The organism is Streptomyces sp. NPDC053079, assembly GCF_044546695.1.
GTDB lineage: Bacteria > Actinomycetota > Actinomycetes > Streptomycetales > Streptomycetaceae > Streptomyces.
Window position 1 is genome coordinate 522095 of sequence record NZ_JBITZJ010000005.1, and the last position, 21993, is coordinate 544087.

20 protein-coding genes and 1 tRNA gene are annotated in these 21993 nt (G+C 70.9%); 14 read left to right on the plus strand and 7 right to left on the minus strand.

The window, feature by feature from the left end:
- Positions 1-21: 21 nt before the first annotated feature.
- On the minus strand, positions 22-663 hold the full coding sequence (locus ACIGXW_RS21390; RefSeq protein WP_071966645.1) for a TetR family transcriptional regulator: 642 nt from the start codon (positions 661-663) through the stop codon (positions 22-24).
- A 114-nt stretch (positions 664-777) separates the two neighbouring features.
- Here ACIGXW_RS21390 and ACIGXW_RS21395 point away from each other — a divergent pair, with 114 nt between their 5' ends.
- Positions 778-2367 carry an MFS transporter gene (locus ACIGXW_RS21395; RefSeq protein WP_399574457.1) on the plus strand — a complete coding sequence of 530 codons (1590 nt, stop codon included), beginning with the start codon at positions 778-780 and terminating at the stop codon, positions 2365-2367.
- Between the two features lie 155 nt (positions 2368-2522).
- Positions 2523-2918 (plus strand): peptidase inhibitor family I36 protein, encoded by a 396-nt coding sequence (locus tag ACIGXW_RS21400; protein WP_399574459.1) that lies wholly within the window; start codon positions 2523-2525, stop codon positions 2916-2918.
- 144 nt (positions 2919-3062) lie between these two features.
- Here the strand turns inward: ACIGXW_RS21400 and aceE are convergent, their stop codons facing one another.
- On the minus strand, positions 3063-5795 hold the full coding sequence (gene aceE / locus ACIGXW_RS21405; protein ID WP_399574461.1) for a pyruvate dehydrogenase (acetyl-transferring), homodimeric type: 2733 nt from the start codon (positions 5793-5795) through the stop codon (positions 3063-3065).
- A 460-nt stretch (positions 5796-6255) separates the two neighbouring features.
- Between aceE and ACIGXW_RS21410 the strand changes: the two genes are divergently transcribed.
- From ACIGXW_RS21410 to ACIGXW_RS21435, 6 genes are all read left to right on the plus strand, one after another.
- Complete coding sequence (locus ACIGXW_RS21410; protein ID WP_071966650.1) at positions 6256-6678, plus strand: DUF3052 domain-containing protein; 423 nt, start codon at positions 6256-6258, stop codon at positions 6676-6678.
- 187 nt (positions 6679-6865) lie between these two features.
- The gene (locus tag ACIGXW_RS21415; protein WP_071966651.1) at positions 6866-7324 is read left to right on the plus strand and encodes a peroxiredoxin; all 459 of its coding nucleotides are present in this window, start codon (positions 6866-6868) and stop codon (positions 7322-7324) included.
- Between the two features lie 168 nt (positions 7325-7492).
- Positions 7493-8068 carry a TerD family protein gene (locus ACIGXW_RS21420; RefSeq protein ID WP_071966652.1) on the plus strand — a complete coding sequence of 192 codons (576 nt, stop codon included), beginning with the start codon at positions 7493-7495 and terminating at the stop codon, positions 8066-8068.
- 105 nt (positions 8069-8173) lie between these two features.
- On the plus strand, positions 8174-8749 hold the full coding sequence (locus ACIGXW_RS21425; RefSeq protein WP_071966653.1) for a TerD family protein: 576 nt from the start codon (positions 8174-8176) through the stop codon (positions 8747-8749).
- A gap of 47 nt (positions 8750-8796) precedes the next feature.
- Positions 8797-9927 (plus strand): DUF475 domain-containing protein, encoded by a 1131-nt coding sequence (locus ACIGXW_RS21430; protein WP_399574463.1) that lies wholly within the window; start codon positions 8797-8799, stop codon positions 9925-9927.
- A 100-nt stretch (positions 9928-10027) separates the two neighbouring features.
- Positions 10028-10771 (plus strand): Tellurium resistance, encoded by a 744-nt coding sequence (locus tag ACIGXW_RS21435; protein WP_071966655.1) that lies wholly within the window; start codon positions 10028-10030, stop codon positions 10769-10771.
- A 35-nt stretch (positions 10772-10806) separates the two neighbouring features.
- On the opposite strand, the gene ACIGXW_RS21440 is transcribed toward ACIGXW_RS21435, so the two are convergent.
- A complete protein-coding gene (locus ACIGXW_RS21440; RefSeq protein ID WP_399574464.1) occupies positions 10807-11814 on the minus strand; it encodes a TerD family protein in 1008 nt (335 codons plus the stop codon).
- 231 nt (positions 11815-12045) lie between these two features.
- Between ACIGXW_RS21440 and ACIGXW_RS21445 the strand changes: the two genes are divergently transcribed.
- Genes ACIGXW_RS21445 through ACIGXW_RS21460 form a run of 4 tightly spaced genes read left to right on the plus strand, consistent with a single transcriptional unit; the run spans position 12046 to position 17235 of the window.
- Positions 12046-13221 (plus strand): HpcH/HpaI aldolase/citrate lyase family protein, encoded by a 1176-nt coding sequence (locus ACIGXW_RS21445; RefSeq protein ID WP_399574465.1) that lies wholly within the window; start codon positions 12046-12048, stop codon positions 13219-13221.
- On the plus strand, positions 13218-15722 hold the full coding sequence (locus tag ACIGXW_RS21450) for a phosphoribosyltransferase (RefSeq protein ID WP_399574466.1): 2505 nt from the start codon (positions 13218-13220) through the stop codon (positions 15720-15722). The genes ACIGXW_RS21445 and ACIGXW_RS21450 overlap by 4 nt, the downstream gene beginning before the upstream one ends.
- Positions 15719-16516, plus strand: a complete 798-nt coding sequence (locus ACIGXW_RS21455) for an HAD family hydrolase (protein ID WP_399574467.1) — start codon at positions 15719-15721, stop codon at positions 16514-16516. Before ACIGXW_RS21450 ends, ACIGXW_RS21455 begins: the two co-directional genes overlap by 4 nt.
- 53 nt (positions 16517-16569) lie before the next feature.
- Positions 16570-17235 carry an O-methyltransferase gene (locus tag ACIGXW_RS21460; RefSeq protein WP_399574468.1) on the plus strand — a complete coding sequence of 222 codons (666 nt, stop codon included), beginning with the start codon at positions 16570-16572 and terminating at the stop codon, positions 17233-17235.
- A gap of 16 nt (positions 17236-17251) precedes the next feature.
- On the opposite strand, the gene ACIGXW_RS21465 is transcribed toward ACIGXW_RS21460, so the two are convergent.
- From ACIGXW_RS21465 to ACIGXW_RS21475, 3 genes are all read right to left on the minus strand, one after another.
- Positions 17252-17464 (minus strand): zinc ribbon domain-containing protein, encoded by a 213-nt coding sequence (locus ACIGXW_RS21465; RefSeq protein ID WP_399574470.1) that lies wholly within the window; start codon positions 17462-17464, stop codon positions 17252-17254.
- Positions 17465-17521: 57 nt separating this feature from the next.
- A complete protein-coding gene (locus tag ACIGXW_RS21470) occupies positions 17522-18889 on the minus strand; it encodes a hypothetical protein (RefSeq protein ID WP_399574471.1) in 1368 nt (455 codons plus the stop codon).
- Positions 18890-18963: 74 nt separating this feature from the next.
- A complete protein-coding gene (locus tag ACIGXW_RS21475) occupies positions 18964-19737 on the minus strand; it encodes a DUF4097 family beta strand repeat-containing protein (protein ID WP_399574472.1) in 774 nt (257 codons plus the stop codon).
- Between the two features lie 187 nt (positions 19738-19924).
- On the opposite strand from ACIGXW_RS21475, the gene ACIGXW_RS21480 reads away from it, so the two are divergent.
- Positions 19925-19996, plus strand: a tRNA-Val gene (locus ACIGXW_RS21480).
- A gap of 76 nt (positions 19997-20072) precedes the next feature.
- Here the strand turns inward: ACIGXW_RS21480 and ACIGXW_RS21485 are convergent.
- Complete coding sequence (locus tag ACIGXW_RS21485; RefSeq protein ID WP_071966663.1) at positions 20073-21044, minus strand: LysR family transcriptional regulator; 972 nt, start codon at positions 21042-21044, stop codon at positions 20073-20075.
- A gap of 232 nt (positions 21045-21276) precedes the next feature.
- On the opposite strand from ACIGXW_RS21485, the gene snpA reads away from it, so the two are divergent.
- Positions 21277-21948, plus strand: a complete 672-nt coding sequence (gene snpA, locus ACIGXW_RS21490; protein ID WP_399574473.1) for a snapalysin — start codon at positions 21277-21279, stop codon at positions 21946-21948.
- Positions 21949-21993 lie beyond the last annotated feature (45 nt).

Here is a 21993-nt window from a genome sequence, read left to right on the forward strand (position 1 = left end):
GCGCACTCGTGGGGCTTCTGTTCAAGATCGCCAGTTTTCCGCCAATGCCGGTCCGATCTGGTCCAAAAAGGCGGCGGCGGTGGACTTGAGCTCGCTCATGTCCCCGTCCGCGACCTCGGCCCACAGCTTGCCGTTCGCCCGCATCACCCCGCTGAACGCCGCGACCAGGATGCGCGGACGCGGGTCCTGCGGCGGCAGCCCCTCCCGGTCGGCGATCTCCTGGGTGAGCCGGTCCTCCAGCTCCGCGCTGCGGCGCAGATGGGCCGCCAGCAGCTGCGGCGTCGACTGGATCATCCGGTACGTGCGCACGTGCAGCTCCAGCGGGACGACCGACTGGATGGCCTCCTCGATGGTGTCCCACGAGGACAGCACCGCGGTGCGCAGCGCGGTCAGCGGCGGCTCGGCGGCGGGGCGCTCGCGCACGGCGGCGAAGAAGTGCGACTCCACCATCTCCTGGACGGAGAGGGCGACCTCCTCCTTGCCCGCGAAGTAGCGGAAGAAGGTGCGCTGCGAGACGTCCGCGGCGGCCGCGATCTCGTCGACGGTCGTGCCCTCGTAGCCCCGGTCCGCGAACAGCTCCAGGGCGCACCTGATGAGGGTGTCGCGGGTCCGGCGCTTCTTGCGCTCCCGCAGCCCCGCCGTCGCGCCGTCGACCGTGTGCATCGCCCCGCCTCTTCCGTTGTGTTTGCGCTGATCAGAATAGTCATGGGCCAAGTGTCAGCCAACGACGCTTGAACTTCGTTGTCAATTGTCAGCGACTGCCATAATCTCGGCTGTATGACACAGACCACCGTCGCCGACGCGACGCCCGGCCTGGGACCCCGGAAAGGACTGAGGGGCCATCCCTGGCTCACCCTGATCACCGTCGCGATAGGCGTGATGATGGTCGCGCTCGACGGCACGATCGTCGCCATAGCCAACCCCGCCATCCAGAAGGACCTCGGCGCCTCGCTCGCCGACGTGCAATGGATCACCAATGCCTACCTCCTGGCCCTCGCCGTCGCCCTGATCACCGCGGGCAAGCTCGGCGACCGCTTCGGCCATCGCCTGATCTTCCTTATCGGTACCACCGGCTTCGCCCTGTCCTCCGGACTCATCGCCCTGTCCGGCAGCGTGTCGACGGTCGTCGGCTTCCGGGTCCTGCAGGGCCTGTGCGGCGCGCTGCTGATGCCGGCCGCGCTCGGGCTGCTGCGCGCGACGTTCCCGGCCCACAAGCTCAACATGGCGATCGGCCTGTGGGGCATGGTCATCGGAGCCTCCACGGCCGGCGGCCCCATCGTCGGCGGGCTCCTCGTCGAGCACGTCAACTGGCAGTCCGTGTTCTTCATCAACGTCCCCGTGGGCGCCGCCGCGCTCGCACTCGGCATGGTCATCCTCAAGGACCACCGCACCCCCAGCGCCCCCAAGTCCTTCGACGTCGCGGGCATCCTGCTGCTGTCCACCGCGATGTTCTGCCTCATCTGGGCGCTGATCAACGCGACGGACTGGCAGTGGGGGAGCGCCAGGACGCTGCTGTTCCTCGCCGCCTCGCTGCTGTGCTTCGTCCTCTTCGCCGTGTGGCAGGTCAAGGCGCGCGAACCGCTGCTGCCGCTGAGCCTCTTCCGGTCCCTGCCGCTGTCCGCCGGCACGGTCCTGATGGTGCTGATGGCCTTCGCCTTCATAGGCGGCCTGTTCTTCGTCACCTTCTATCTGCAGAACGTGCACGGCATGACGCCCGTCGACAGCGGTCTGCACCTGCTGCCCCTCACCGCCATGATGATCGTCGCCTCGCCGGCGGCCGGCGCGCTGATCAGCCGGATCGGCCCCCGCATCCCCCTGATCGTGGGCATGCTCTGCGCGGCGGTGGGCTGCTTCGGCCTGTCCTCCCTCGAGCCCGGCACGGGCACGGCCCTGCTGTCGGTGTGGTTCGCGCTGCTCGGCCTCGGCTTCGCGCCGGTCATGGTGGGGGCGACCGAGGTCATCGTCGGCAACGCGCCGCTGGAGCACGCCGGCGTGGCCGGCGGCCTGCAGCAGGCCGCCATGCAGGTCGGCGGTTCGCTGGGCACGGCCGTGCTGGGCGCGGTCGTGGCCTCCCGGGTCGACCACCTGCTGCCGCGCGAGTGGGCGGCGGCCGGGCTGCCGCCGGTCACGCCGGATCAGGCGGCCCAGGGCGCCGACGCAGTCCAGGTCGGCGTCGCGCCCGTCGCGCCGAACACCCCGCCGGAGATCGCGGGGAAGATCACCACCGTCGCGCATGACACTTTCGTGTCAGCCATCAACACGGGCTTTACGGTCGCCGGCTGCGTCGCGCTGGTCGCGGCGCTCGTCGCCGTCTTCACCAAGCGCGGCCGGAACGCCGGGGCCGGGGCGGGTGCGGCCCACATCTGAACCCGGTGCGGGGGTGGGCCCGGTACCTCGGTACCGGGCCCGCCGCCGACCGCCTTCCCCTATCAGGGCATGGCCGACCCGGCCCTCTTGGCAGTGGCGATCACGGGCCAGCAGACTCGGCGGTCCATCCGAGTGGGGGAGGAACCCTTATGCGTATGAATCATGCGGTTGTGCTTGCCGTGACGCTGGCCGGCGCGGTGGCCCTGGCGGCCGCGCCCGCCGCGAGCGCGAAGCCCGCGAAGCCCGCGAAGGCCGCGAAGCCCTCGAAGCCCGCGAAGGCCTGTGCGGCCGGGCAGCTGTGCCTCTGGCCGAAGACGGAATTCCGCGGTGAGCGGCAGGTCAGCGAGCTGGCGGGGATCGACATCGAGAGCTGCATGGCGCTGCCCGCCGGTGTGACGGGGGCTTCACTGGTCAACCGGACGGGGCGCCCTGTCACTACGTACCAGAGCGCCACCTGTGCGGAGACGGGGGAGTTCGTGACGTATCCGTCGGGGACGTGGGTGCCGGAGTCGCCGTATGTGGTGCGGGCGTACAAGGTGTGGGAGAGCTGAGCTCTCGTTGACGGCTGCACGCCGGTGGTCCGTTTGTGCCCACCCTCCCCCAGCTACCGCTGGGAGGTGCCCCCAGCCCCGCGGAACGATTGCCCACAAACGCGAAGGCCCCCGCCTCGGAGAGGCGGGGGCCTTCATTACTGCTTACGCTTCGCCGCCCGCGGAGCCCGGGTCGGCTGCTGCTACGTCCAGGAGCTGGTAGCGGTCGATCGCCTGCTTCAGGGCCGAGCGGTCGACCTTGCCCTCCTTGGCGAGCTCGGTGAGCACCGCCAGGACGATCGACTGGGCGTCGATGTGGAAGAAGCGACGGGCCGCGCCACGCGTGTCCGCGAAGCCGAAGCCGTCCGCACCCAGCGACTGGTACGTGCCGGGCACCCAGCGCGCGATCTGGTCCGGAACCGCCCGCATCCAGTCGGACACGGCCACCTTCGGGCCCTCGGCGCCGGCGAGCTTGCTCGTCACGTACGGGACGCGCTGCTCCTCCTCCGGGTGCAGGAGGTTGTGCTCCTCCACCTCGATGGCGTCACGGCGCAGCTCGTTCCAGGAGGTAGCCGACCAGACGTCCGCCTTGACGTTCCACTCCTCGGCGAGGATGCGCTGGGCCTCGATCGCCCACGGCACGGCCACACCGGAGGCCATGATCTGCGCCGGGATGGCGCCCGCCTCGCCCTGCTTGAAGCGGTACAGACCCTTGAGGATGCCCTCGGCGTCCACGTCCGCCGGCTCGGCCGGGTGCTGGATCGGCTCGTTGTAGACGGTGAGGTAGTAGAAGATGTCTTCCGCGTTCTCGCCGTACATCCGACGCAGACCGTCCTTGACGATGTGCGCCATCTCGAAGCCGAACGCCGGGTCGTAGGCCACGACACCCGGGTTCGTGGAGGCCAGCAGCTGCGAGTGGCCGTCCGCGTGCTGCAGACCCTCACCCGTCAGCGTGGTCCGGCCGGCGGTGGCGCCGAGGACGAAGCCGCGGGCCAGCTGGTCGGCCATCTGCCAGAACTGGTCGCCGGTGCGCTGGAAACCGAACATCGAGTAGAAGACGTAGACCGGGATCAGCGGCTCGCCGTGCGTCGCGTAGGCCGAGCCCGCCGCGATCAGGGAGGCCGTGCAGCCCGCCTCGGAGATGCCGTCGTGCAGCATCTGGCCGGTCGGGGACTCCTTGTAGGCCAGGAGCAGCTCGCGGTCGACGGCCTCGTACTGCTGGCCGAGCGGGTTGTAGATCTTCGCGGACGGGAAGAACGCGTCCATGCCGAAGGTGCGGTACTCGTCGGGGGCGATCAGCACGAAGCGCTTGCCGATCTCCTTGTCCCGCATGAGGTCCTTCAGGATGCGGACGAACGCCATGGTGGTGGCGATCGACTGCTGCCCGGAGCCCTTCTTGGCGGTCGCGTAGGCCTTGTCGTCCGGCAGGGCCAGCGGCTTGGAGCGGTCCACACGGGTGGGCACGTAGCCGCCGAGCGACTGGCGCCGGTCGTGCATGTACTGGATCTCCTCCGAGTCGCGACCCGGGTGGTAGTACGGCGGCAGGCCGGACTCCAGCTCCTTGTCGGCGATCGGGATGTGGAGACGGTCGCGGAAGCGCTTGAGGTCCTCGACCGTGAGCTTCTTCATCTGGTGGGTCGCGTTGCGGCCCTCGAAGTTCGGACCCAGGGTCCAGCCCTTGACGGTCTGCGCGAGGATCACGGTCGGCTGGCCCTTGTGGGCCTTGGCCGCCGCGTACGCCGCGAAGATCTTCTTGTGGTCGTGACCGCCGCGGCCCAGGTGCAGGATCTGGTCGTCGGTCATGCCCTCGACCATCTTGCGGAGACGGTGGTCGTCGCCGAAGAAGTGCTCACGGATGTACGAACCGGTCTCGGTGGCGTACGTCTGGAACTGGCCGTCGGGGGTGCTGTTGAGCTTGTTGACCAGGATGCCGTCGCGGTCCTGGGCCAGCAGCGGGTCCCAGGAGCGGTCCCACACCAGCTTGATCACGTTCCAGCCGGCGCCGCGGAACTGCGACTCCAGCTCCTGCATGATCTTGCCGTTGCCGCGGACCGGGCCGTCGAGGCGCTGCAGGTTGCAGTTGACGACGAAGGTCAGGTTGTCCAGGCCCTCGCGAGCGGCCAGGGACAGCTGGCCGAGCGACTCCGGCTCGTCCATCTCGCCGTCGCCCAGGAACGCCCAAACGTGGGACTTGGAGGTGTCGGCGATGCCGCGCGCCTCCATGTAGCGGTTCATGCGGGCCTGGTAGATCGCGCCGAGGGGGCCGAGGCCCATCGAGACGGTCGGGAACTCCCAGAAGTCCGGCATAAGCCGCGGGTGCGGGTAGCTGGACAGGCCGTAGGGGGCCTTGGACTTCTCCTGGCGGAAGGCGTCCAGCTGCTGCTCGGACAGTCGGTCCAGCAGGAACGCACGGGCGTAGACGCCCGGCGAGGCGTGGCCCTGGAAGAAGATCTGGTCGCCGCCGTCGCCCTCGTCCTTGCCCCGGAAGAAGTGGTTGAAGCCCACGTCGTACAGGGAGGCGGAGGAGGCGAAGGTGGCGATGTGGCCGCCGACGCCGATGCCCGGGCGCTGGGCGCGCGAGACCATGACGGCCGCGTTCCACCGGGTCGCGTTAAGGATCTTGCGCTCGATCTCCTCGTTGCCGGGGAAGAACGGCTCGTCCTTGGTCGCGATGGTGTTGACGTAGTCCGTGCTGCGCATCTCGGGCACGGCGACGCGCTTCTCGCGCGCCCGCTCGATCAGGCGAAGCATGAGGTAGCGGGCACGTTCCCGGCCTCGCTCATCGACGGCTGCGTCGAGCGAGTCGAGCCATTCCTGGGTCTCTTCGGGATCGAAGTCCGGGACCTGGCTGGGAAGGCCGCCAATGATGATCGGGTTGCGATCGGATCCGGAAGCCACGCTGTTCCTTCGCTGTTCGGGTCGTGCTCAGCACGCGGTCAAATACTGCTCTTGCTTTATGTCGCGCCGGCTCCCATCGTGGACCGCGGCGGCGGAAACGTCATCTCTACTGAGCGGTAACCACCACTCATGAGACGAAGCGTCGAAGGTTGGTCGCCCGGGGCGGCCAAATCGCAACCTTACGCCCCCAATGAGGGTCCTCCGCGTACGGCCGTTCGGACCCGATTGCCGCAATCGCACGGAGTAACTTCCGAAACCCGGCAGAATGCTGTGGTGTGAATCACTCGGGCCTGTTGCCTCATGGTTGGAGTTGCCATGAGACGTCCGCGTCCGTCAACGTTTCGGCGGTCCGGATGGTCGGGTACTTGCGCGATCCGTCCGGCACGTGTGGACTACGCCCAATGCCTCGCGTACGCGGGGAGCACAAGAGCATTTCCCGAAAGATGACAGGAGGCAATCCGTGAGCGCGACCGCGGACCACGCGGAGGAGCGGACCAACCCTGCCGCCAGGCTGGGTTTCCAGCCCGGACAGGTGGTCCAGGAGATCGGCTACGACGACGATGTCGATCAGGAGCTCCGCGAGGCCATCGAGGAGAACACCGGCCAGGATCTGGTCGACGAGGACTACGACGACGTGGCCGATGCCGTCGTCCTGTGGTTCCGCGACGAGGACGGCGACCTGACGGACGCGCTCGTGGACGCCATTGGCATGCTCGAGGACGGCGGGGACATCTGGCTGATGACCCCGAAGACCGGCCGCGACGGCTACATCGAGCCCAGTGACATCAACGAGGCGTCGCAGACCGCGGGGCTGAGCCAGACCAAGAGCATCAGCGTGGCCAAGGACTGGACCGGCACCCGCATGGTCGCCCCCAAGCGCTGAGCACCTCGCCGTGATCCGGCCGCGGCCGGACGACCCGCCGCCACCGCGCCCCCCTGCAGCACCGCTGCCGGGGGGCGCGGTGCATCGCGCGGGGGGCGCAGTGACACACTGTCCGCCTACCCGCGCCGGCGGCCGGGGTGCCCGCGCGCCCCTTAGCGCCGGTGCCGTCGAGAGAGGGATGCGAACCATGGCGATCGACGTCGGCACCAAGGCCCCTGACTTCGCGCTGAAGAACCAGCACGGCGAGACCGTCCGGCTCTCCGACTTCCGGGGCGAGAAGAACGTCGTCCTGCTCTTCTACCCCTTCGCCTTCACCGGCGTGTGCACCGGCGAGCTCTGCGCCCTGCGCGACGAGCTGCCGCAGTTCGCCAACGACGACGTCCAGCTGCTGGCCGTCTCCAGCGACTCGCCCTTCTCCCTGCGCGTCTTCGCCGAGCAGGAGGGCCTGGAGTACCCGCTGCTGTCGGACTTCTGGCCGCACGGCGAGGCCGGCCGCGCGTACGGCGTGTTCGACGAGGAGAAGGGCTGCTCGGTCCGCGGCACCTTCATCATCGACAAGGAGGGCGTCGTCCGCTGGACGATCGTCAACGGCTTGCCCGACGCGCGTGACCTGAACGAGTACACCAAGGCCCTCGCCGCGCTCTGAGTGAACTTCCGCGACGCCCGGGGCAACCCTGGCGGGCGAGCCGTGCGTCCTTGGCGCAAGACCCTGTAATCGGTGGGAACCGGTCACTAGGATCAAAACGTTGATCGGATGCCATCGCACAACCGGGGGCTCGGGACTCGCCTGGCCCCTCGAACCAATGGAGGACTCGTGGGAGTCAGTCTCAGCAAGGGCGGCAACGTCTCGCTGACCAAGGCGGCCCCGAACCTGACCGCGGTCGTCGTCGGTCTCGGCTGGGACGCCCGTACCACCACCGGTACGGACTTCGACCTGGACGCCAGCGCGCTGCTGACGAACGACCAGGGGAAGGTCGCCAACGACCAGAACTTCGTCTTCTTCAACAACCTCAAGAGCCCCGACGGCTCCGTCGAGCACCAGGGTGACAACCTCACCGGTGAGGGCGAGGGCGACGACGAGGTCATCAAGGTCAACCTGGCCGGTGTCCCGGCGGACGTACACAAGATCGTCTTCCCGGTCTCCATCTACGAGGCCGAGACCCGCCAGCAGAGCTTCGGCCAGGTCCGCAACGCCTACATCCGCGTCGTCAACCAGGCCGACGGCGTCGAGCTCGCCCGCTACGACCTCAGCGAGGACGCCTCGACCGAGACCGCCATGGTCTTCGGCGAGCTGTACCGCAACGGCGCCGAGTGGAAGTTCCGCGCCATCGGACAGGGCTACGCCTCGGGCCTGCGCGGCATCGCGCAGGACTTCGGCGTCAACGTCTGACGGCCGACGCAGGCCGTCGACCACGTCCGGCGCCGCACTCCCTTCACCGGGGGTGCGGCGCCGGACGCGCACGGCGACTCAACACAACTCGGGGAGGACCAGATCATGGGTGTCACGCTCGCCAAGGGAGGCAACGTCTCCCTCTCCAAGGCCGCGCCGAACCTCACCAACGTCACCGTCGGCCTCGGCTGGGACGCGCGCTCCACCACGGGAGCGCCTTTCGATCTCGACGCCAGCGCCCTGTTGTGCGCCTCGGGCCGGGTGCTGGGGGACGAGTACTTCGTCTTCTACAACAACCTCACGAGTCCCGAAGGCTCCGTCGAACATACGGGCGACAATCTCACCGGTGAGGGGGACGGCGACGACGAGTCCATTCTGGTCGACCTCACCAAGGTGCCGGCCGCCTGCGACAAGATCGTATTTCCGGTCTCCATTCACGAGGCCGAGCTGCGCGGGCAGAGCTTCGGCCAGGTCAGCAACGCGTATATCCGGGTGCTCAACCAGGCCGACGGCAGCGAACTGGCCCGCTACGACCTCAGCGAGGACGCCTCCAGCGAGACGGCGATGATCTTCGGCGAGGTCTACCGCTACGGCGGCGAGTGGAAGTTCCGGGCCGTAGGACAGGGGTACGCGTCGGGCCTGCGCGGCATCGCCCTAGACTTCGGGGTCAACGTTTCGTAAAGCCGCGTCCGCGCGGACATCCCGAACAGCGAAGGATTGGGTAGCCAGTGCTCCTGAAAACCTTTGGTTGGTCGTTCGCCGTCACGGCGGCCGGCCTGGCCTTGGCCGGCTTTCTCTGGGGGTGGCAGGGGCTGGCGATCGTCGCGATCCTCTCCGTCCTGGAGATCTCGCTCTCGTTCGACAACGCGGTCATCAACGCCGGCATCCTGCGGAAGATGAACCCGTTCTGGCAGCGGATCTTCCTGACCGTCGGCATCCTCATCGCCGTCTTCGGCATGAGGCTCGTCTTCCCGGTGCTCATCGTGGCCATCACGGCCAAGCTGGGGCCGATCGAGGCGGTCAAGGTCGCGATCCAGGACCCGGACCGCTACGAGGCGCTGGTCACCAGCGCACACCCGGCGATCGCGGCCTTCGGCGGCATGTTCCTGCTCATGATCTTCCTGGACTTCATCTTCGAGGACCGGGACATCAAGTGGCTGGAGTGGCTGGAGAAGCCGCTGGCCCGGCTGGGCAAGCTGGAGACGCTCTCCACGGTCGTCGCCCTCGTCGTCCTGATCGTCTGCGCCACCACCCTCGCCACGGCCGTCCCGGTCCACGACGGTGAGGGCACGATCGACAAGGCCGCGACCGTGCTGCTGTCGGGCATCGGCGGTCTGGTGACCTACCTCATCGTCGGCGGCATCTCCGGCTTCTTCGAGGACAAGCTGGAGCACGAGGAGGAAGAAGCCGAGGAGGAGGCCGAGAAGGCCGCCGCGAAGACCGGCAACGCCGCCGTGGTCGGGCTGGCCGGCAAGGCCGCCTTCTCCCTGTTCCTCTACCTCGAGGTCATCGACGCCTCGTTCTCCTTCGACGGTGTCATCGGCGCCTTCGCCATCACCAACGACATCTTCGTCATGGCGCTGGGCCTGGGCATCGGCGCGATGTACATCCGGTCCCTGACGGTCTTCCTGGTCCGCAAGGGCACCCTGGACGACTACGTGTACCTGGAGCACGGCGCGCACTACGCCATCGGCGCGCTCGCCGTCATCCTGCTGATCACCATCAAGTACGAGATCCCCGAGGTCGTCACCGGCGCGATCGGCATCGTGCTGATCGCCCTGTCGTTCATGTCCTCCGTCATGCGCAACCGCAGGGAGGCCGGCCCCGGCGCGAAGGCCGAGGTCTCCTCCGGGGTGTGACTCCGGCACATTTGAGGAACGCTCTCACCGGGGCGGTCGCGAGGATCATCCTCGCGGCCGCCCCGTGGCATGTGTGCTCGAAATGGTGGGGGTTACGGCAATGGCGATATGGGAGAAGCTCTTCGGGAATTGGGGGGGCGCCGCCGCGCGCCAATTCGACGGCAGCGGCACCAACGGCGCGGTCGAACTGACCAAGCGCCGTCCCACGTTTTCGCTGACCAAACAGGGTGCGGTGACCGGCAACCTGCGCGTCAACCTGTCCTGGCGGATGCGGACCTCGGATTTCGACGAACGCCCCTCGTTCGCCGCCGGGCTGCGGCACCCGCTGCGCAAGTTCACGCCGCAGGTGGTGCAGGCGCAGGGGCCCGCCATGGTCAACGTCGACCTCGACCTCGCCTGTATGTACGAGCTGCAGGACGGTTCCAAGGGCGTAGTCCAGCCACTCGGGAACATACTGGGCAGCGTCAACTCGCCGCCGTATGTTCAGCTCAGCGGTGACGACCGCTTCGGGTCGGGTTCGGGCGAGACGATCTACATCAACATGGACCACCGCGACGAGATCAAGCGGCTGCTGGTCTTCGTCTACATCTACGACGGCACTCCCGCGTTCGACCGTACGCACGCCCTGGTGACGCTCTACCCCGGCAACGGACCCCGCCTGGAGGTCGCGCTCGACGAGCGCGCGCCGGAGGCGCGGTCGTGCGCCGTGGTGCTGATCGAGAACGTCAAGGGCGAGATCGTCGTGCGGCGCGAGATGAAGTACGTGTACGGCTTCCAGTCGGAGCTGGACCGGCTGTACGGGTGGGGGCTGCAGTGGGGGCGGGGGTACAAGAGCAAGGTGTGAGCGGCCAGTGCCGGCGCCGGGGCGCCGGCACCGGGTCAGCGACCGGGCTGGAACTGCGGCTGGAACTGCGGACCCTGCGGGGGCAGCCGGAAGGCCGGGTCGGGCGCCGGCTGCTGCGGAGGGTAGCCATAGGACGGCTGGGGCGTCTGCGGCGTCTGGTGCTGCTGAGGGTAGCCGTACGAGGGCTGGGCGGCGGGGGCCGGCGGGTACGGCGGATAGCCGTAGGACGGCTGGGGCGTCTGCGGCGCCTGGGGAGCGCCTCCGGGCAGCCGTACGGACTGCGAGGGCGGCGGGACGACGGGCGGCGCGGAGGGCGGCGGCGGATAGCCGTACCCGCCCGCCGGCGCGGGGGCCGGCGCGGGGGCGGGTGGCTGCGCCGGTGGTGCCGTCGTGGCGGTCCCGGGCGCCGGGTCCGTGGCGGCGACCGGCTCGGGGCCGCCCGTGGCGTCCGCGCGGTCCGGGCGGCCGGAGCCGTCCGCCTCCTCCGGTTCCTCGACCGAGATCCCGAACTCCGTGGCGAGCCCGACCAGGCCCGAGGCGTACCCCTGGCCGAGCGCGCGGAACTTCCAGCCGTCCCCGCGCCGGTAGAGCTCGCCGCAGAGCATCGCGGTCTCGTCGCCCGTCTCGGCCCGTACGTCGAAGCGTGCGACGGGCGCCGTCTCGGTCGTCGCGGACCCGCCGCGCGCCGTGTCGTACAGCAGCACGCACAGGTCCCTGACGAGGCCGAAGGGCCCGCCGTCGGCCGAGGCGGCGAGCACCACGCGCGTCACGGAGGGGTCCAGCGCCGACAGGTCGGCCTCGATGGAGTCCGTCGCGCCTTCGACCAGCCGCTTCTTGGGCAGGTGCCGGACGAGCCCGGAGGGGTGCCGGGGCTGGTTGTAGAAGACGAAGTCCTCGTCCGAGCGCACGCGGCCCTCGTCGCCCAGCAGGAGGGCGGAGGCGTCCACGTCCGGGACGCCCGGGCCGGGCGTCCAGCGCAGTACGGCCCGCACGGTGGGGGCCTCGAGCGGGATGTTCGACCCCTTCAGCATCGCGTGCGTCATGCCCGCAATCCTGCCCTCCCGTGCGGCCCGCGGACAACGCAGGGGGGCGTGGGCGGGGTGGCGTGCCCTTCGCGGTACGCGATCCATTACCGGATGGATCCGTGCTGGTCATGAGCTTTTAACGGACTTGGGGAACTCTTGACCCACCCCCGGACGTACGATAATCGGCCACACTTCCGTGCCGGCCCGGCCGGAGGGAAGGCGCCCAGGCCGTGGCATTCGGGGAGAGCAATGAGGCATTTCGGATACCTTGCGCCTGCGGTGCGGAGCGCGTTGTTCCATAAGGAGCCGGGCGAATTCACCGCCGGTTCCCCCGCCCGTACGCTCGCCGCCGCCCTCGGTGCCACCCTCTACAGCCCCGCCACGCGGACCACGCTCGCCCGCGACGTCGCCAGGCAGGCGGCGCGCGGGGTGGTGTCCATGGTCCTGTGCCTGGAGGACTCCATCGGCGACGCGGACGTGGTGGGCGCCGAGGAGAACCTCGTGCGGCAGTTCACCGAGCTGGCCGCGCGCGAGGAGGCCGCAGGCGAGGGGCTGCCCCTGCTGTTCATCCGGGTCCGCGAGCCCGCGCAGATCACCGACCTCGTGCGCAGGCTCGGCCCCGCCGGGCGGCTGCTGTCCGGATTCGTCCTGCCCAAGTTCACCGAGGAGCGGGGGCTGCCCTTCCTGGAGGCCCTCGCCGACGCGGAAGCGCTCTCCGGGCGGCGGCTCTTCGCCATGCCCGTGCTCGAATCGCCGGAACTGCTGCACCTGGAGACCCGGACCGAGACCCTCACCGGCATCGCCCGGGCCGTCGACAAGTACCGCGACCGCGTGCTGGCGCTCCGGCTCGGCGTGACCGACTTCTGCTCCGCCTACGGGCTGCGCCGGGCGCCCGACATGACCGCCTACGACGTCCAGATCGTCGCCTCCGTCATCGCCGACGTCGTCAACGTCCTGGGCCGCGCCGACGGCAGCGGCTTCACCGTCACCGGCCCGGTCTGGGAGTACTTTCCCCAGCCCGAGCGGATGTTCAAGCCCCAGCTGCGCCGCAGCCCCTTCGCCGGACCCGCCGAGGCGCTGCGCACGGCCCTCATCGAGCACGACATGGACGGCCTCCTGCGCGAGATCCAGCTGGACCGCGCCAACGGCCTGCAGGGCAAGACCTGCATCCATCCCTCGCACGTCGCCCCCGTGCACGCGCTGTCCGTCGTCAGCCACGAGGAGTTCAGCGACGCCGAGGACATCCTGCGGCCGGAACGCGACGGTGGTGGAGTGCTGCGCTCCGCCTATACGAACAAGATGAACGAAGTGAAGCCGCACCGCGCCTGGGCCGAGCGGACCATGCTGCGCGCCGAGGTCTTCGGTGTCGCCCGGGAGGACGTGAGCTTCGTGGAGCTGCTGGCCGCGGGAGTGCGGGACGTATGAGCGAGGAGAGTTCGCACGTGGAGTGGTCGGGACAGTGGGTCGCACAGCGGCTGGGCGTCGGCCTGGAAGGCGACGCCCGGCTGCCGGAGCTGCTGGGCCTGGCGCTGCGGCGCAACCCCAAGCGGGCCCATCTGCTCGTGTCGAACGTGCTGGGCAAGCACGTCCCGCAGCTCCCCTCGGTCGTGTACGAGGCCGGCGCCGGCCTCGGCCGCCGGGTGCGCGGGCTGCTGGGCGAGGCGGACGCCGCGCGCGCCGTCGTGCTGGGCTACGCGGAGACCGCCACGGGGCTGGGGCACGCGGTGGCGGACGGCATCGGCCTGGCGCCCTACCTGCACTCCACGCGCCGCGAGGTGCCCGGCGTGGCCCCCGTGGGCGGCTTCGAGGAGGAGCACAGCCACGCCACGTCGCACCTGCTGCTGCCGCAGGACCCGCGCTTCTTCGAGGGCGACGGCCCGCTCGTCCTCGTCGACGACGAGTTCTCCACCGGCCGCACGGTCCTGAACACCATCGCGGCCCTGCACGCCCGCTTCCCGCGCCCGCGGTACGTGGTCGTGGCGCTGGTCGACATGCGCGGCGAGCACGACCGCGCCCGGCTGGCGGAGTTCGCCGCCGAACTGGGCGCCCGCGTGGACCTGGTCGCGGCGGCGTCCGGCACGGTCGTCCTTCCGGACGGGGTGCTGGAGCTCGGGCAGAAGCTGGTGGCCGAGTACGAGGCGGGTTCGGCACCGTCCGTGGCGGCTGCGCGCCGTGGGGGCGTTTCGCCGCTGCCGGCTGCGGGTGCGCTTGTGCCCACCCTCCCCCATAGCCTGAACGGCATGGGAGGTACCCCCATCGCCCAGCGGCACGATTGCCCACAAGCGCGGCGTGTCGACCTCGCCTGGCCCGCCGGGCTGCCCGACGGCGGTCGGCACGGCTTCGCGCCCGCGCATCGCGTGCGTCTGGAAGCCGCGCTGCCGGGCATGGCGGACCGCATTCGCGGTGCCCTCCCGGCGGGGGCCGAGCGCGTGCTCGTGCTCGGCAACGAAGAGCTGATGTACGCGCCGCTGCGCATCGCGCAGGCGCTGGAGGCCGGGCTCCCCGGTGTGCGGTTCTCCACCACCACCCGCTCGCCCGTCCTCGCCGTCGACGACCCCGGCTACGCCATCCGTAGCCGCATCGCCTTCCCGGCCCACGACGACCCGGCCGACGGCCCGGGCGAGCGCTACGCCTACAACGTCGCCGACCAGGGCTTCGACGCCGTCGTCGCCGTCGTCGACTCCACCGGTGACACACCCGAACTGCACGTCCCCGGCGGCCTGCTGGACCAGCTGGCCGCGCACACCCGAAAGGTGTTGCTCGCCGTGATCCCCTCCCACCGCGCCGGAGGCGAGCCGCTCCGCGGCCCCGCCTTCTCCTCGTACGACCCGGAGGACGTCGGCTGGCTGCTCCAGGACCTCTCCGCCGTGGACCTCGAGGCACCCACCGAGGAGCGCGAGGAGGCCATCCAGAGCGGCGGTGCCCACTACGCGGAGTCGCTGCCGGTCGAGTACCAGCCCAGCGAGCGCTACCAGGCGCTCTACCGCTCCGCCCTCGACGCCTCCGCGGCCCGCATCGCGCGGGCCGTCGGCGCCGTCACCGAGACCGTGCTCGCCGAGCGGACACCCCGCCCGGTCCTGGTGTCCCTGGCCCGCGCCGGCACGCCCGTGGGGGTGCTGATGCGCCACTGGGCGCGCCACGCGCACGGCCTGGACCTGCCGCACTACGCCGTCTCCATCGTGCGCGGCCGGGGCATCGACCCCAACGCCCTGCGCTGGCTGGCCGCCCACCACGACCCGGCCGACGTCGTCTTCGTCGACGGCTGGACGGGCAAGGGCGCCATCACCCGCGAACTGGCCGACGCCCTGAACGACTTCCCCGGCTTCGACCCGCGCATCGCCGTGCTCGCCGACCCCGGCCACTGCGTGGAGACCTACGGCACGCGCGACGACTTCCTCATCCCCTCCGCCTGCCTCAACTCCACCGTCTCCGGCCTGATCTCCCGCACCGTGCTGCGCTCCGACCTCGTCGGGCCGCACGACTTCCACGGCGCGAAGTACTACCGCGAGCTGGCGGCCGCCGACGTCTCCCGCTCCTTCCTGGACACCGTCGGCGCCCGCTTCGCCGAGGTCGAGCAGGACGTCGCCCTCGACGTGAAGGAGATGGCGGCCGCTGACCGCACCCCCACCTGGGCCGGCTGGGCGGCGGTCGAGCGCATCAGCGAGGAGCACGGCATCCACGACGTCAACCTCGTCAAGCCCGGCGTCGGCGAGACCACCCGCGTCCTGCTGCGCCGCGTCCCCTGGAAGATCCTCGCCAAGCGCGGCGCGGGAGCCGACCTGGACCACGTGCGGCTGCTGGCCGAACAGCGCGGCGTACCGGTCGAGGAGGTCGAGGGCCTGCCGTACAGCTGCGTGGGCCTGATCCACCCCCGCTACACCCGCGGCGCCACCGGCGCCGACGGCAAGGCGGTGGCCGCACAGTGACCCTCCTCGTCGCCAGCGACCTCGACCGCACCCTCATCTACTCCACGGCCGCGCTCGCCCTGTCCATGCCGGACGCCGAGGCGCCCCGGCTGCTCTGCGTCGAGACGTACGAGCACAAGCCGCTCTCCTACATGACGGAGGCCGCGGCCGCCCTGCTGGAGGAGCTCGCCCGCACCGTCGCCTTCGTGCCCACCACGACCCGCACGCCCGAGCAGTACGGCCGCATCCGGCTGCCCGGCCCCGCGCCGGAGTTCGCGATCTGCGCCAATGGCGGGGAGCTGCTCGTGCACGGCGAGCCCGACCTTCAGTGGCGGGCGCGGGTGCGCCGGACCCTGGACGCCGAGTGCGCCTCGCTGGAGGAGGTCCGCGAGCGCCTGGTGCGGACCGCCGACCCGGCCTGGCTGCTCAAGGCCCGTACGGCGGCGGACCTGTTCGCCTACCTCGTCGTCGACCGGTCGCTGCTGCCCGACGCCTGGGTGAAGGAGCTGACGGTGTGGGCCGGGGAGCGCGGCTGGACCGTCTCCCTGCAGGGCCGCAAGGTCTACGCCGTGCCGAAGCCGCTCACCAAGAGCGCGGCCGTGGCGGAGGTGGCGCGGCGCACGGGCGCGACCGAGGTGCTGGCCGCCGGCGACTCCCTGCTGGACGCCGATCTGCTGCTCGCCGCCGACCGGGCCTGGCGCCCGGGCCACGGCGAGCTGGCCGACGTGGGCTGGACCGCGCCGCACGTCACCGCCCTGCGGACGCGGGGCGTGGCAGCCGGCGAGGAGATCCTGCGGGCGTTCGCCGGGGGCTAGGCTCGGGGGAGCGCCATGTCGTTCAACTCCGTTGTCGCCGACGAGGAGATCACGTGCCCGAGCCCAAGAGCGCTCCGCTCACCGCCGAGCTGTACACGTACCTACTCGCCCACAACCCTCCGCTCGATCCCGTGCAGGAGGCCCTGGTCGACTCCACCCGCGCCCTCTTCCCCGCCGAGGCGATCAAGCAGGTGGCGCGGGAACAGGCTCCGCTGCTGGCCTTCCTCGTACGGCTCACCGGCGCCCGCACGGTGGTGGAGGTCGGCACGTTCACGGGGCTGTCCGCGCTGTCCATGGCCCAGGCGCTGCCGGACGGCGGCCGGCTGATCACCCTGGACATCTCCGAGGAGTGGACGGCCCACGCCCGGCAGGCGTGGGCCAAGGCGGGCGTGGCCGACCGGATCGACCTGCGTATCGCGCCCGCCCTGGACTCGCTGCGCGCCCTGCCCGCCGAGCCGCACATCGACCTCGCCTTCATCGACGCCAACAAGGACGGCTACGTCGACTACTGGGAGGAGATCGTGCCCAGACTCCGCCCGGGCGGTCTGATCGTCGTCGACAACGTCCTGTTCATGGGGCAGGTCGTCGACCCGTCCGTCACGAGCGGTTCGGGTGCGGACGTCAGGGTGTTCAACGAGCACGTGGCCGGGGACCGGCGGATGGAGTCGATCATGCTGGCCGTCGCGGACGGCCTGACGCTGGCCCGCCGGGCCGGCTGACGGGCTGGCCCGCCCGTCAGCCGCAGCAGCCGCCTCCGCAGCATCCGCCGCCGCCCGCGCGGGGCGCCGCGGCGGGGGCGGCCGCACCGGTCACCGCGACGGTCGACAGCAGCTTCACGGTGTCCTCGTGCCCCTCGGGGCAGATGGCCGGGGCCGAGGACTCGGCCATCGGCCGGTTGAGCTCGAAGGTGTCACCACAGGCTTTGCAGCGGTATTCGTAACGAGGCATGCCAGGCAGCATAGCCAGCGCCCCCGGCGGGGCAGGGGCCCGGCGCGGGCCCGGGGGTCAGCGCCCGTTCCCGGCCCCGCGCTCCTCGCGGATCTCCTGCACCACCCGGGCCACGGACTGCCGCACGGCCTCCATCTCGGTCAGGAAGTGCCACCAGTCCGGGTGCCGGCCCTCCAGATCGCCCGTCGCCCGCTCCAGGCGGGCCACCGCGTCGTCGAGGGGGCGGGCGTGGCGCGGGTCGGGCGTGCTGCGCCCGGTCATCGCCAGCCGCTGGGCGTCGCGGACGGCGAAGCGGGTCCGCTCGACCTCCCGCTGGTGGTCGAACGCCACCTCGTCCAGCCGCCGCAGTCTCTCGCCGGCGGCCGAGACGCCCTCGTCCGTGGTGTTGAGCAGCGCCCGGACCGTGGTCAGGAGCGAGGTCGCGTCCGCCCAGCGCTGTTCGTCCCGGGCGGTGCGGGCCTCGGCCAGCCGCTGCTCGGCCTGGGCGACCGCGCGCTCCGCCTCCTCCGGCACCTGCTGCAGGTCCTGCCAGCACGCGGCGCTGTAGCGGCGCCGCAGCTCGCTGAGGACGGGGGCGACGCCGGCCGCGCGGGTGGTCAGCGCCTGGGCGCGGGTGCGCAGCGAGACGAGCCGCTTGTCGATCTCCGCCGCGCGCTGCGGCAGCTGCTCGGCGTCGCTGCGGATCGCCTCCGCCTCCCGCTGCACGCGCTCGGCCCGTACGACGGTCTCCTGCACGCCGTGCTGCCCCGCACCCTGGTTGAGCTTGGTCAGCTCGGGGGAGAGCGCGGCGAGCCGGGCGGCCAGGTCGTCGGCCTTCAGGCCCGTCGCCCGCGTGGCGTCCAGGGCGTTGCTGGCGGCGAGCAGTCCCTGCCGGGCCCGCTCCACGGCGGGTACGACCTGGGCCAGCTGGTTCTCGGCCCGCGTCAGCAGGGGGCCCAGACTCTCGCCGAACCGCTCCAGGTCCGCCTTGGCCCGTACGAGCGCGTCCTTGGCCTTCGCCAGGTCCGCGCGGGCCCGGCCGGCGGCCGGGGCGTCCAGGTCGTCGCGGTCCAGGTCGTGCGCGTCGACGGCGCTGATGTACGTGGCGGAGACCTCGTCTATGCGGTGTCCGAACGCCTCGAAGTCGGCGGCCGCCCTGCGGGCGGCGGGCGAGGCGTCGACGGCCGTGATCGTCTCGATGGAGATCCGCAGCTCGCGCTGCGCGGTGTCCAGCTCGTAGAAGGCGGCGGCCGCGGCGTCCTTGGCGGCCTGGGCCTCGACGCGCTGGTTCTCGCCGCGCCCCCAGCCCCAGCGGCGCGTGCCGCCCCCGGAGAAGGCGGCGGGCGCGCCGGCCACGACGGCGGCGAGCAGCGGGAGGGGCAGCAGGACGAGCGCGAGGGTCTCGCGGGCCGCAGCCGTCACCGTACGTGCGAAGGTCGCCGTCACTTGCCCTCTCCCGATGGATCGCCCCAGGCCCGGGTGTCATTCTCCCACCCGGCGGCGGCGAACACACAGGGCGGTCAGCCGGCGGTGCGCACCTCGATGGCGCCGTTGTCGCTGTGCGCGCTCACCGTGTGCGGGGCGGCGTCGTCGCGGGGGACGTTCACCTTGACGCCGCCGTTGGCGGATCCGGTGGTGACCTTGTAGGGGGCGCGGGGCACGGTGATGCGGGTGGCGCCGTTGTTGGTGCGGGTCGTGACGGCGTCGGGCACGGCGGTCAGGCCCAGCCGGATCTCCCCGTTGGAGGTGGTGGCACTCACGTTGCGGGAGGCGATCCCCTCGGTGGTGATCCGTCCGTTCGAACTCCTCAGCTCCAGCGGGCCCTTGGCGTCGCGGACCTCGATCGCGCCGTTGTCGGAGCGGACCTTCAGCCGGCTCCCGACGCCGCGCGCCGTGACGCCGCCGTTGCCGTCCTTGACGGTGACGTCGACGCCGCGCGGCACCTCGATCCGGTGCTTCGCCTCGCAGCCGACGGTCACGCCGTTGCACTTCATCCGCAGCTTCAGCGTGCCGCCGTCCTCCATCTCCCACGTCACCCCGGCCGACCCGCCCAGCGACCAGCCGTCGAACCACCGGGTGACCTTGACGTCCTTGCCCTCCCCGCCGGGTACGAGCTCGATGGCCGAGTTGTCCGTGTCCACGGTGAGCTCCCGCGCGCCGAGCGAGAACGTCCTGGTCTCGGGCGTCGCGTCGTCGGCGTCGGCGGTCCCGCACCCGGTCAGCAGGCTCCCGGCGAGCAGGGCTCCGCCCACGAGGGCGGGGACGCGGACGGCTCGGCGGGCGCGGGCAACCATGATGATCTCCATGTCGGGCGTGCGGCGAGCGGGCCCATGCCCCCCGGCCGGTCGGTGAGTGCTGCGCGACGAGCCTAGGTACGCCACGATCATGTCGACATCCCACCTGCCACCGGGTCCGTGGTGGGGTTAACCCCCGGGTTTGCGAGGACCCGGGTCGGGCAATGTAGGCTGTCCTTTCGTGCCAGGGCGCATAGCTCAGCGGTAGAGCGCCGCTCTTACAAAGCGGATGTCGGCGGTTCAAATCCGTCTGTGCCCACAGAGAAATAGCAGGTCAGAGGCCCCTTCACGGTTGTGCGTGGAGGGGTCTTCGCCGTATTCGGGCCGGTTTCGGGTCAGTGGCTCCCCACCGACGGCAGCAAGGGGCTGCCGTTGCGGTCCAGCCAGGCGCGGTACGTGGGGTTGCCTGCGGCGACCGTCACGTAGGCGGACATCAAGTCGGTGAAGAGGGCGTCCAGTTCGCGCAGGGGCAGGGAGCCGGACCGGGTGGCGAGGGAGAGCTGGGTGGAGAGGGGGTCGCCCAGGAGGGGGCGGATGACCGTGCCGGGCGGGGGGTCGGCCGTGGGCTGGGTGGGGCGGACGGCCTCGCCGGAGGCGACGAGCTCGGCGGCGGTGGTGTTGTCGCGGACGTGGATCAGGCGGGGGTCCAGGCCGGCGGTCATGAAGACGCGGCGCAGCGCGGTGGCCTCGTCGTCGGCGGTCGGATCGACGATCCAGGCGTCGGCCGCCAGCTCGGTCAGACACAGCGCGGAGCGCGCCGCGGCCGGGTGGGTGGCGGCGAGGGCGACGAAGCGGGGCTCGCACGCGATGAGGACGCGTCGCTCCACCCCCTCGGGGACGTGCAGGGGGAAGCCCGCCGTTTCGTGGACGAAGGCGACGTCGAGCTGGTTGGTGGCCAGCAGCTGCAGGAGTGTGTTCGAGGAGACCTCTATGTGGATGGTGGTGTCCGTGTCCGGCAGCCGCTGGTGGATGCGGCGCAGCCAGCCGGTCACCGCGCGGCTGCCGATGCTGCCGATGCGCAGCCGCAGGCCGCCGACGCCGACTGCCGCGTCCCGGGCGGCCGTTACGAGCGCCGCCATCTCGGCGATGATCGGCCGCGCGCGCGAGAGCACGGAGTGGCCGAGCGGCGTGGGGCGGCTGCCGGTCTGGCCGCGCGTGAACAGCAGGCCGCCGACGGTGGATTCGATGCGGCGGAGCTGAGTGGTCAGTGAGGGCTGGGTCATGCCCAGCTGCACTGCGGCCTTCCGCACGCTGCCGGTGTCCGCGATGGCGCAAAGTGCACGGAGGTGCCTGACCTCAAGCTCCACGGGGGGAGCATATCCGCGCCTCGTACGTCACACCAGACACATGCCGGACGCATGTGGGCAGTTGAATGGCGCAGGATAGGCGATTGGATGGCGCTATGACCAACTGGCATCATCCGCACCATTGATAACTCGTCAGAGACTCAAGGGGAACAGAAGTTCACCCGTGAGCCCCGGCCGTGCGTCCCACCGCGCACTGCCGAAGAGGCTCCCGGCACGAATTGGAGTCCCCCACATGACACGCTCCACGATGGTGCTCTCGGCCGCCCTCGGCCTCGGGCTGACGGCCGCCCTGACCGCGGTCCCCGCATCGGCGGTTGCTCTCGACCGCAGTGGCCCCGCGCAGGCGACGGCCACCTCCTCGTACGTCGGCTCCGCGACGGAGGAAGCGAACAACAAGGCGTTCTTCGAGGCCGTCATGAAGTCCGCGAAGGCCAAGCAGGCCGCCAAGCCGGGCCTCGCCGCCGCGACCGTCACCGTCACCTACGACGCCAGCCGGGCGCCGAGCTTCGCGACGGAGATAGCGAGAAGCGCGCAGATATGGAACAGCTCGGTGCGCAACATCCAGCTGCGCGCCGGCTCCAACGCCGACTTCAAGTACTACGAGGGCAACGACTCCCGCGGCTCGTACGCCAGCACCGACGGCCACGGCCGGGGCTACATCTTCCTTGACTACCGGCAGAACGAGCAGTACGACTCCACCCGCGTCACCGCGCACGAGACCGGCCACGTCCTCGGTCTGCCGGACCACTACTCCGGCCCGTGCAGCGAGCTGATGTCCGGTGGCGGCCCCGGCCCGTCCTGCACCAACCCGAACCCGAACGCCGCCGAGCGCAACCGGGTCAACCAGCTGTGGGCCAACGGCGTGAAGGCCTTCGACAAGGCCCCCTTCACCAAGGTCCACTGATCCCCGCCCGCTGAACGCGTACGGCCCGGTCCCCTCCAGGGGCCG

Bases quoted from the DNA above. Each gene is read 5' to 3' on its own strand.
- ACIGXW_RS21390 (WP_071966645.1), bottom strand. From the start codon at position 663: ATGCACACGGTCGACGGCGCGACGGCGGGGCTGCGGGAGCGCAAGAAG.
- ACIGXW_RS21450 (WP_399574466.1), top strand. From the start codon at position 13,218: ATGAGCGAGGAGAGTTCGCACGTGGAGTGGTCGGGACAGTGGGTCGCA.
- ACIGXW_RS21395 (WP_399574457.1), top strand. From the start codon at position 778: ATGACACAGACCACCGTCGCCGACGCGACGCCCGGCCTGGGACCCCGG.
- snpA (WP_399574473.1), top strand. From the start codon at position 21,277: ATGACACGCTCCACGATGGTGCTCTCGGCCGCCCTCGGCCTCGGGCTG.
- ACIGXW_RS21440 (WP_399574464.1), bottom strand. From the start codon at position 11,814: ATGACGCACGCGATGCTGAAGGGGTCGAACATCCCGCTCGAGGCCCCC.
- ACIGXW_RS21445 (WP_399574465.1), top strand. From the start codon at position 12,046: ATGAGGCATTTCGGATACCTTGCGCCTGCGGTGCGGAGCGCGTTGTTC.
- ACIGXW_RS21400 (WP_399574459.1), top strand. From the start codon at position 2,523: ATGAATCATGCGGTTGTGCTTGCCGTGACGCTGGCCGGCGCGGTGGCC.
- ACIGXW_RS21465 (WP_399574470.1), bottom strand. From the start codon at position 17,464: ATGCCTCGTTACGAATACCGCTGCAAAGCCTGTGGTGACACCTTCGAG.
- ACIGXW_RS21425 (WP_071966653.1), top strand. From the start codon at position 8,174: ATGGGTGTCACGCTCGCCAAGGGAGGCAACGTCTCCCTCTCCAAGGCC.
- ACIGXW_RS21475 (WP_399574472.1), bottom strand. From the start codon at position 19,737: ATGGTTGCCCGCGCCCGCCGAGCCGTCCGCGTCCCCGCCCTCGTGGGC.
- ACIGXW_RS21415 (WP_071966651.1), top strand. From the start codon at position 6,866: ATGGCGATCGACGTCGGCACCAAGGCCCCTGACTTCGCGCTGAAGAAC.
- ACIGXW_RS21435 (WP_071966655.1), top strand. From the start codon at position 10,028: ATGGCGATATGGGAGAAGCTCTTCGGGAATTGGGGGGGCGCCGCCGCG.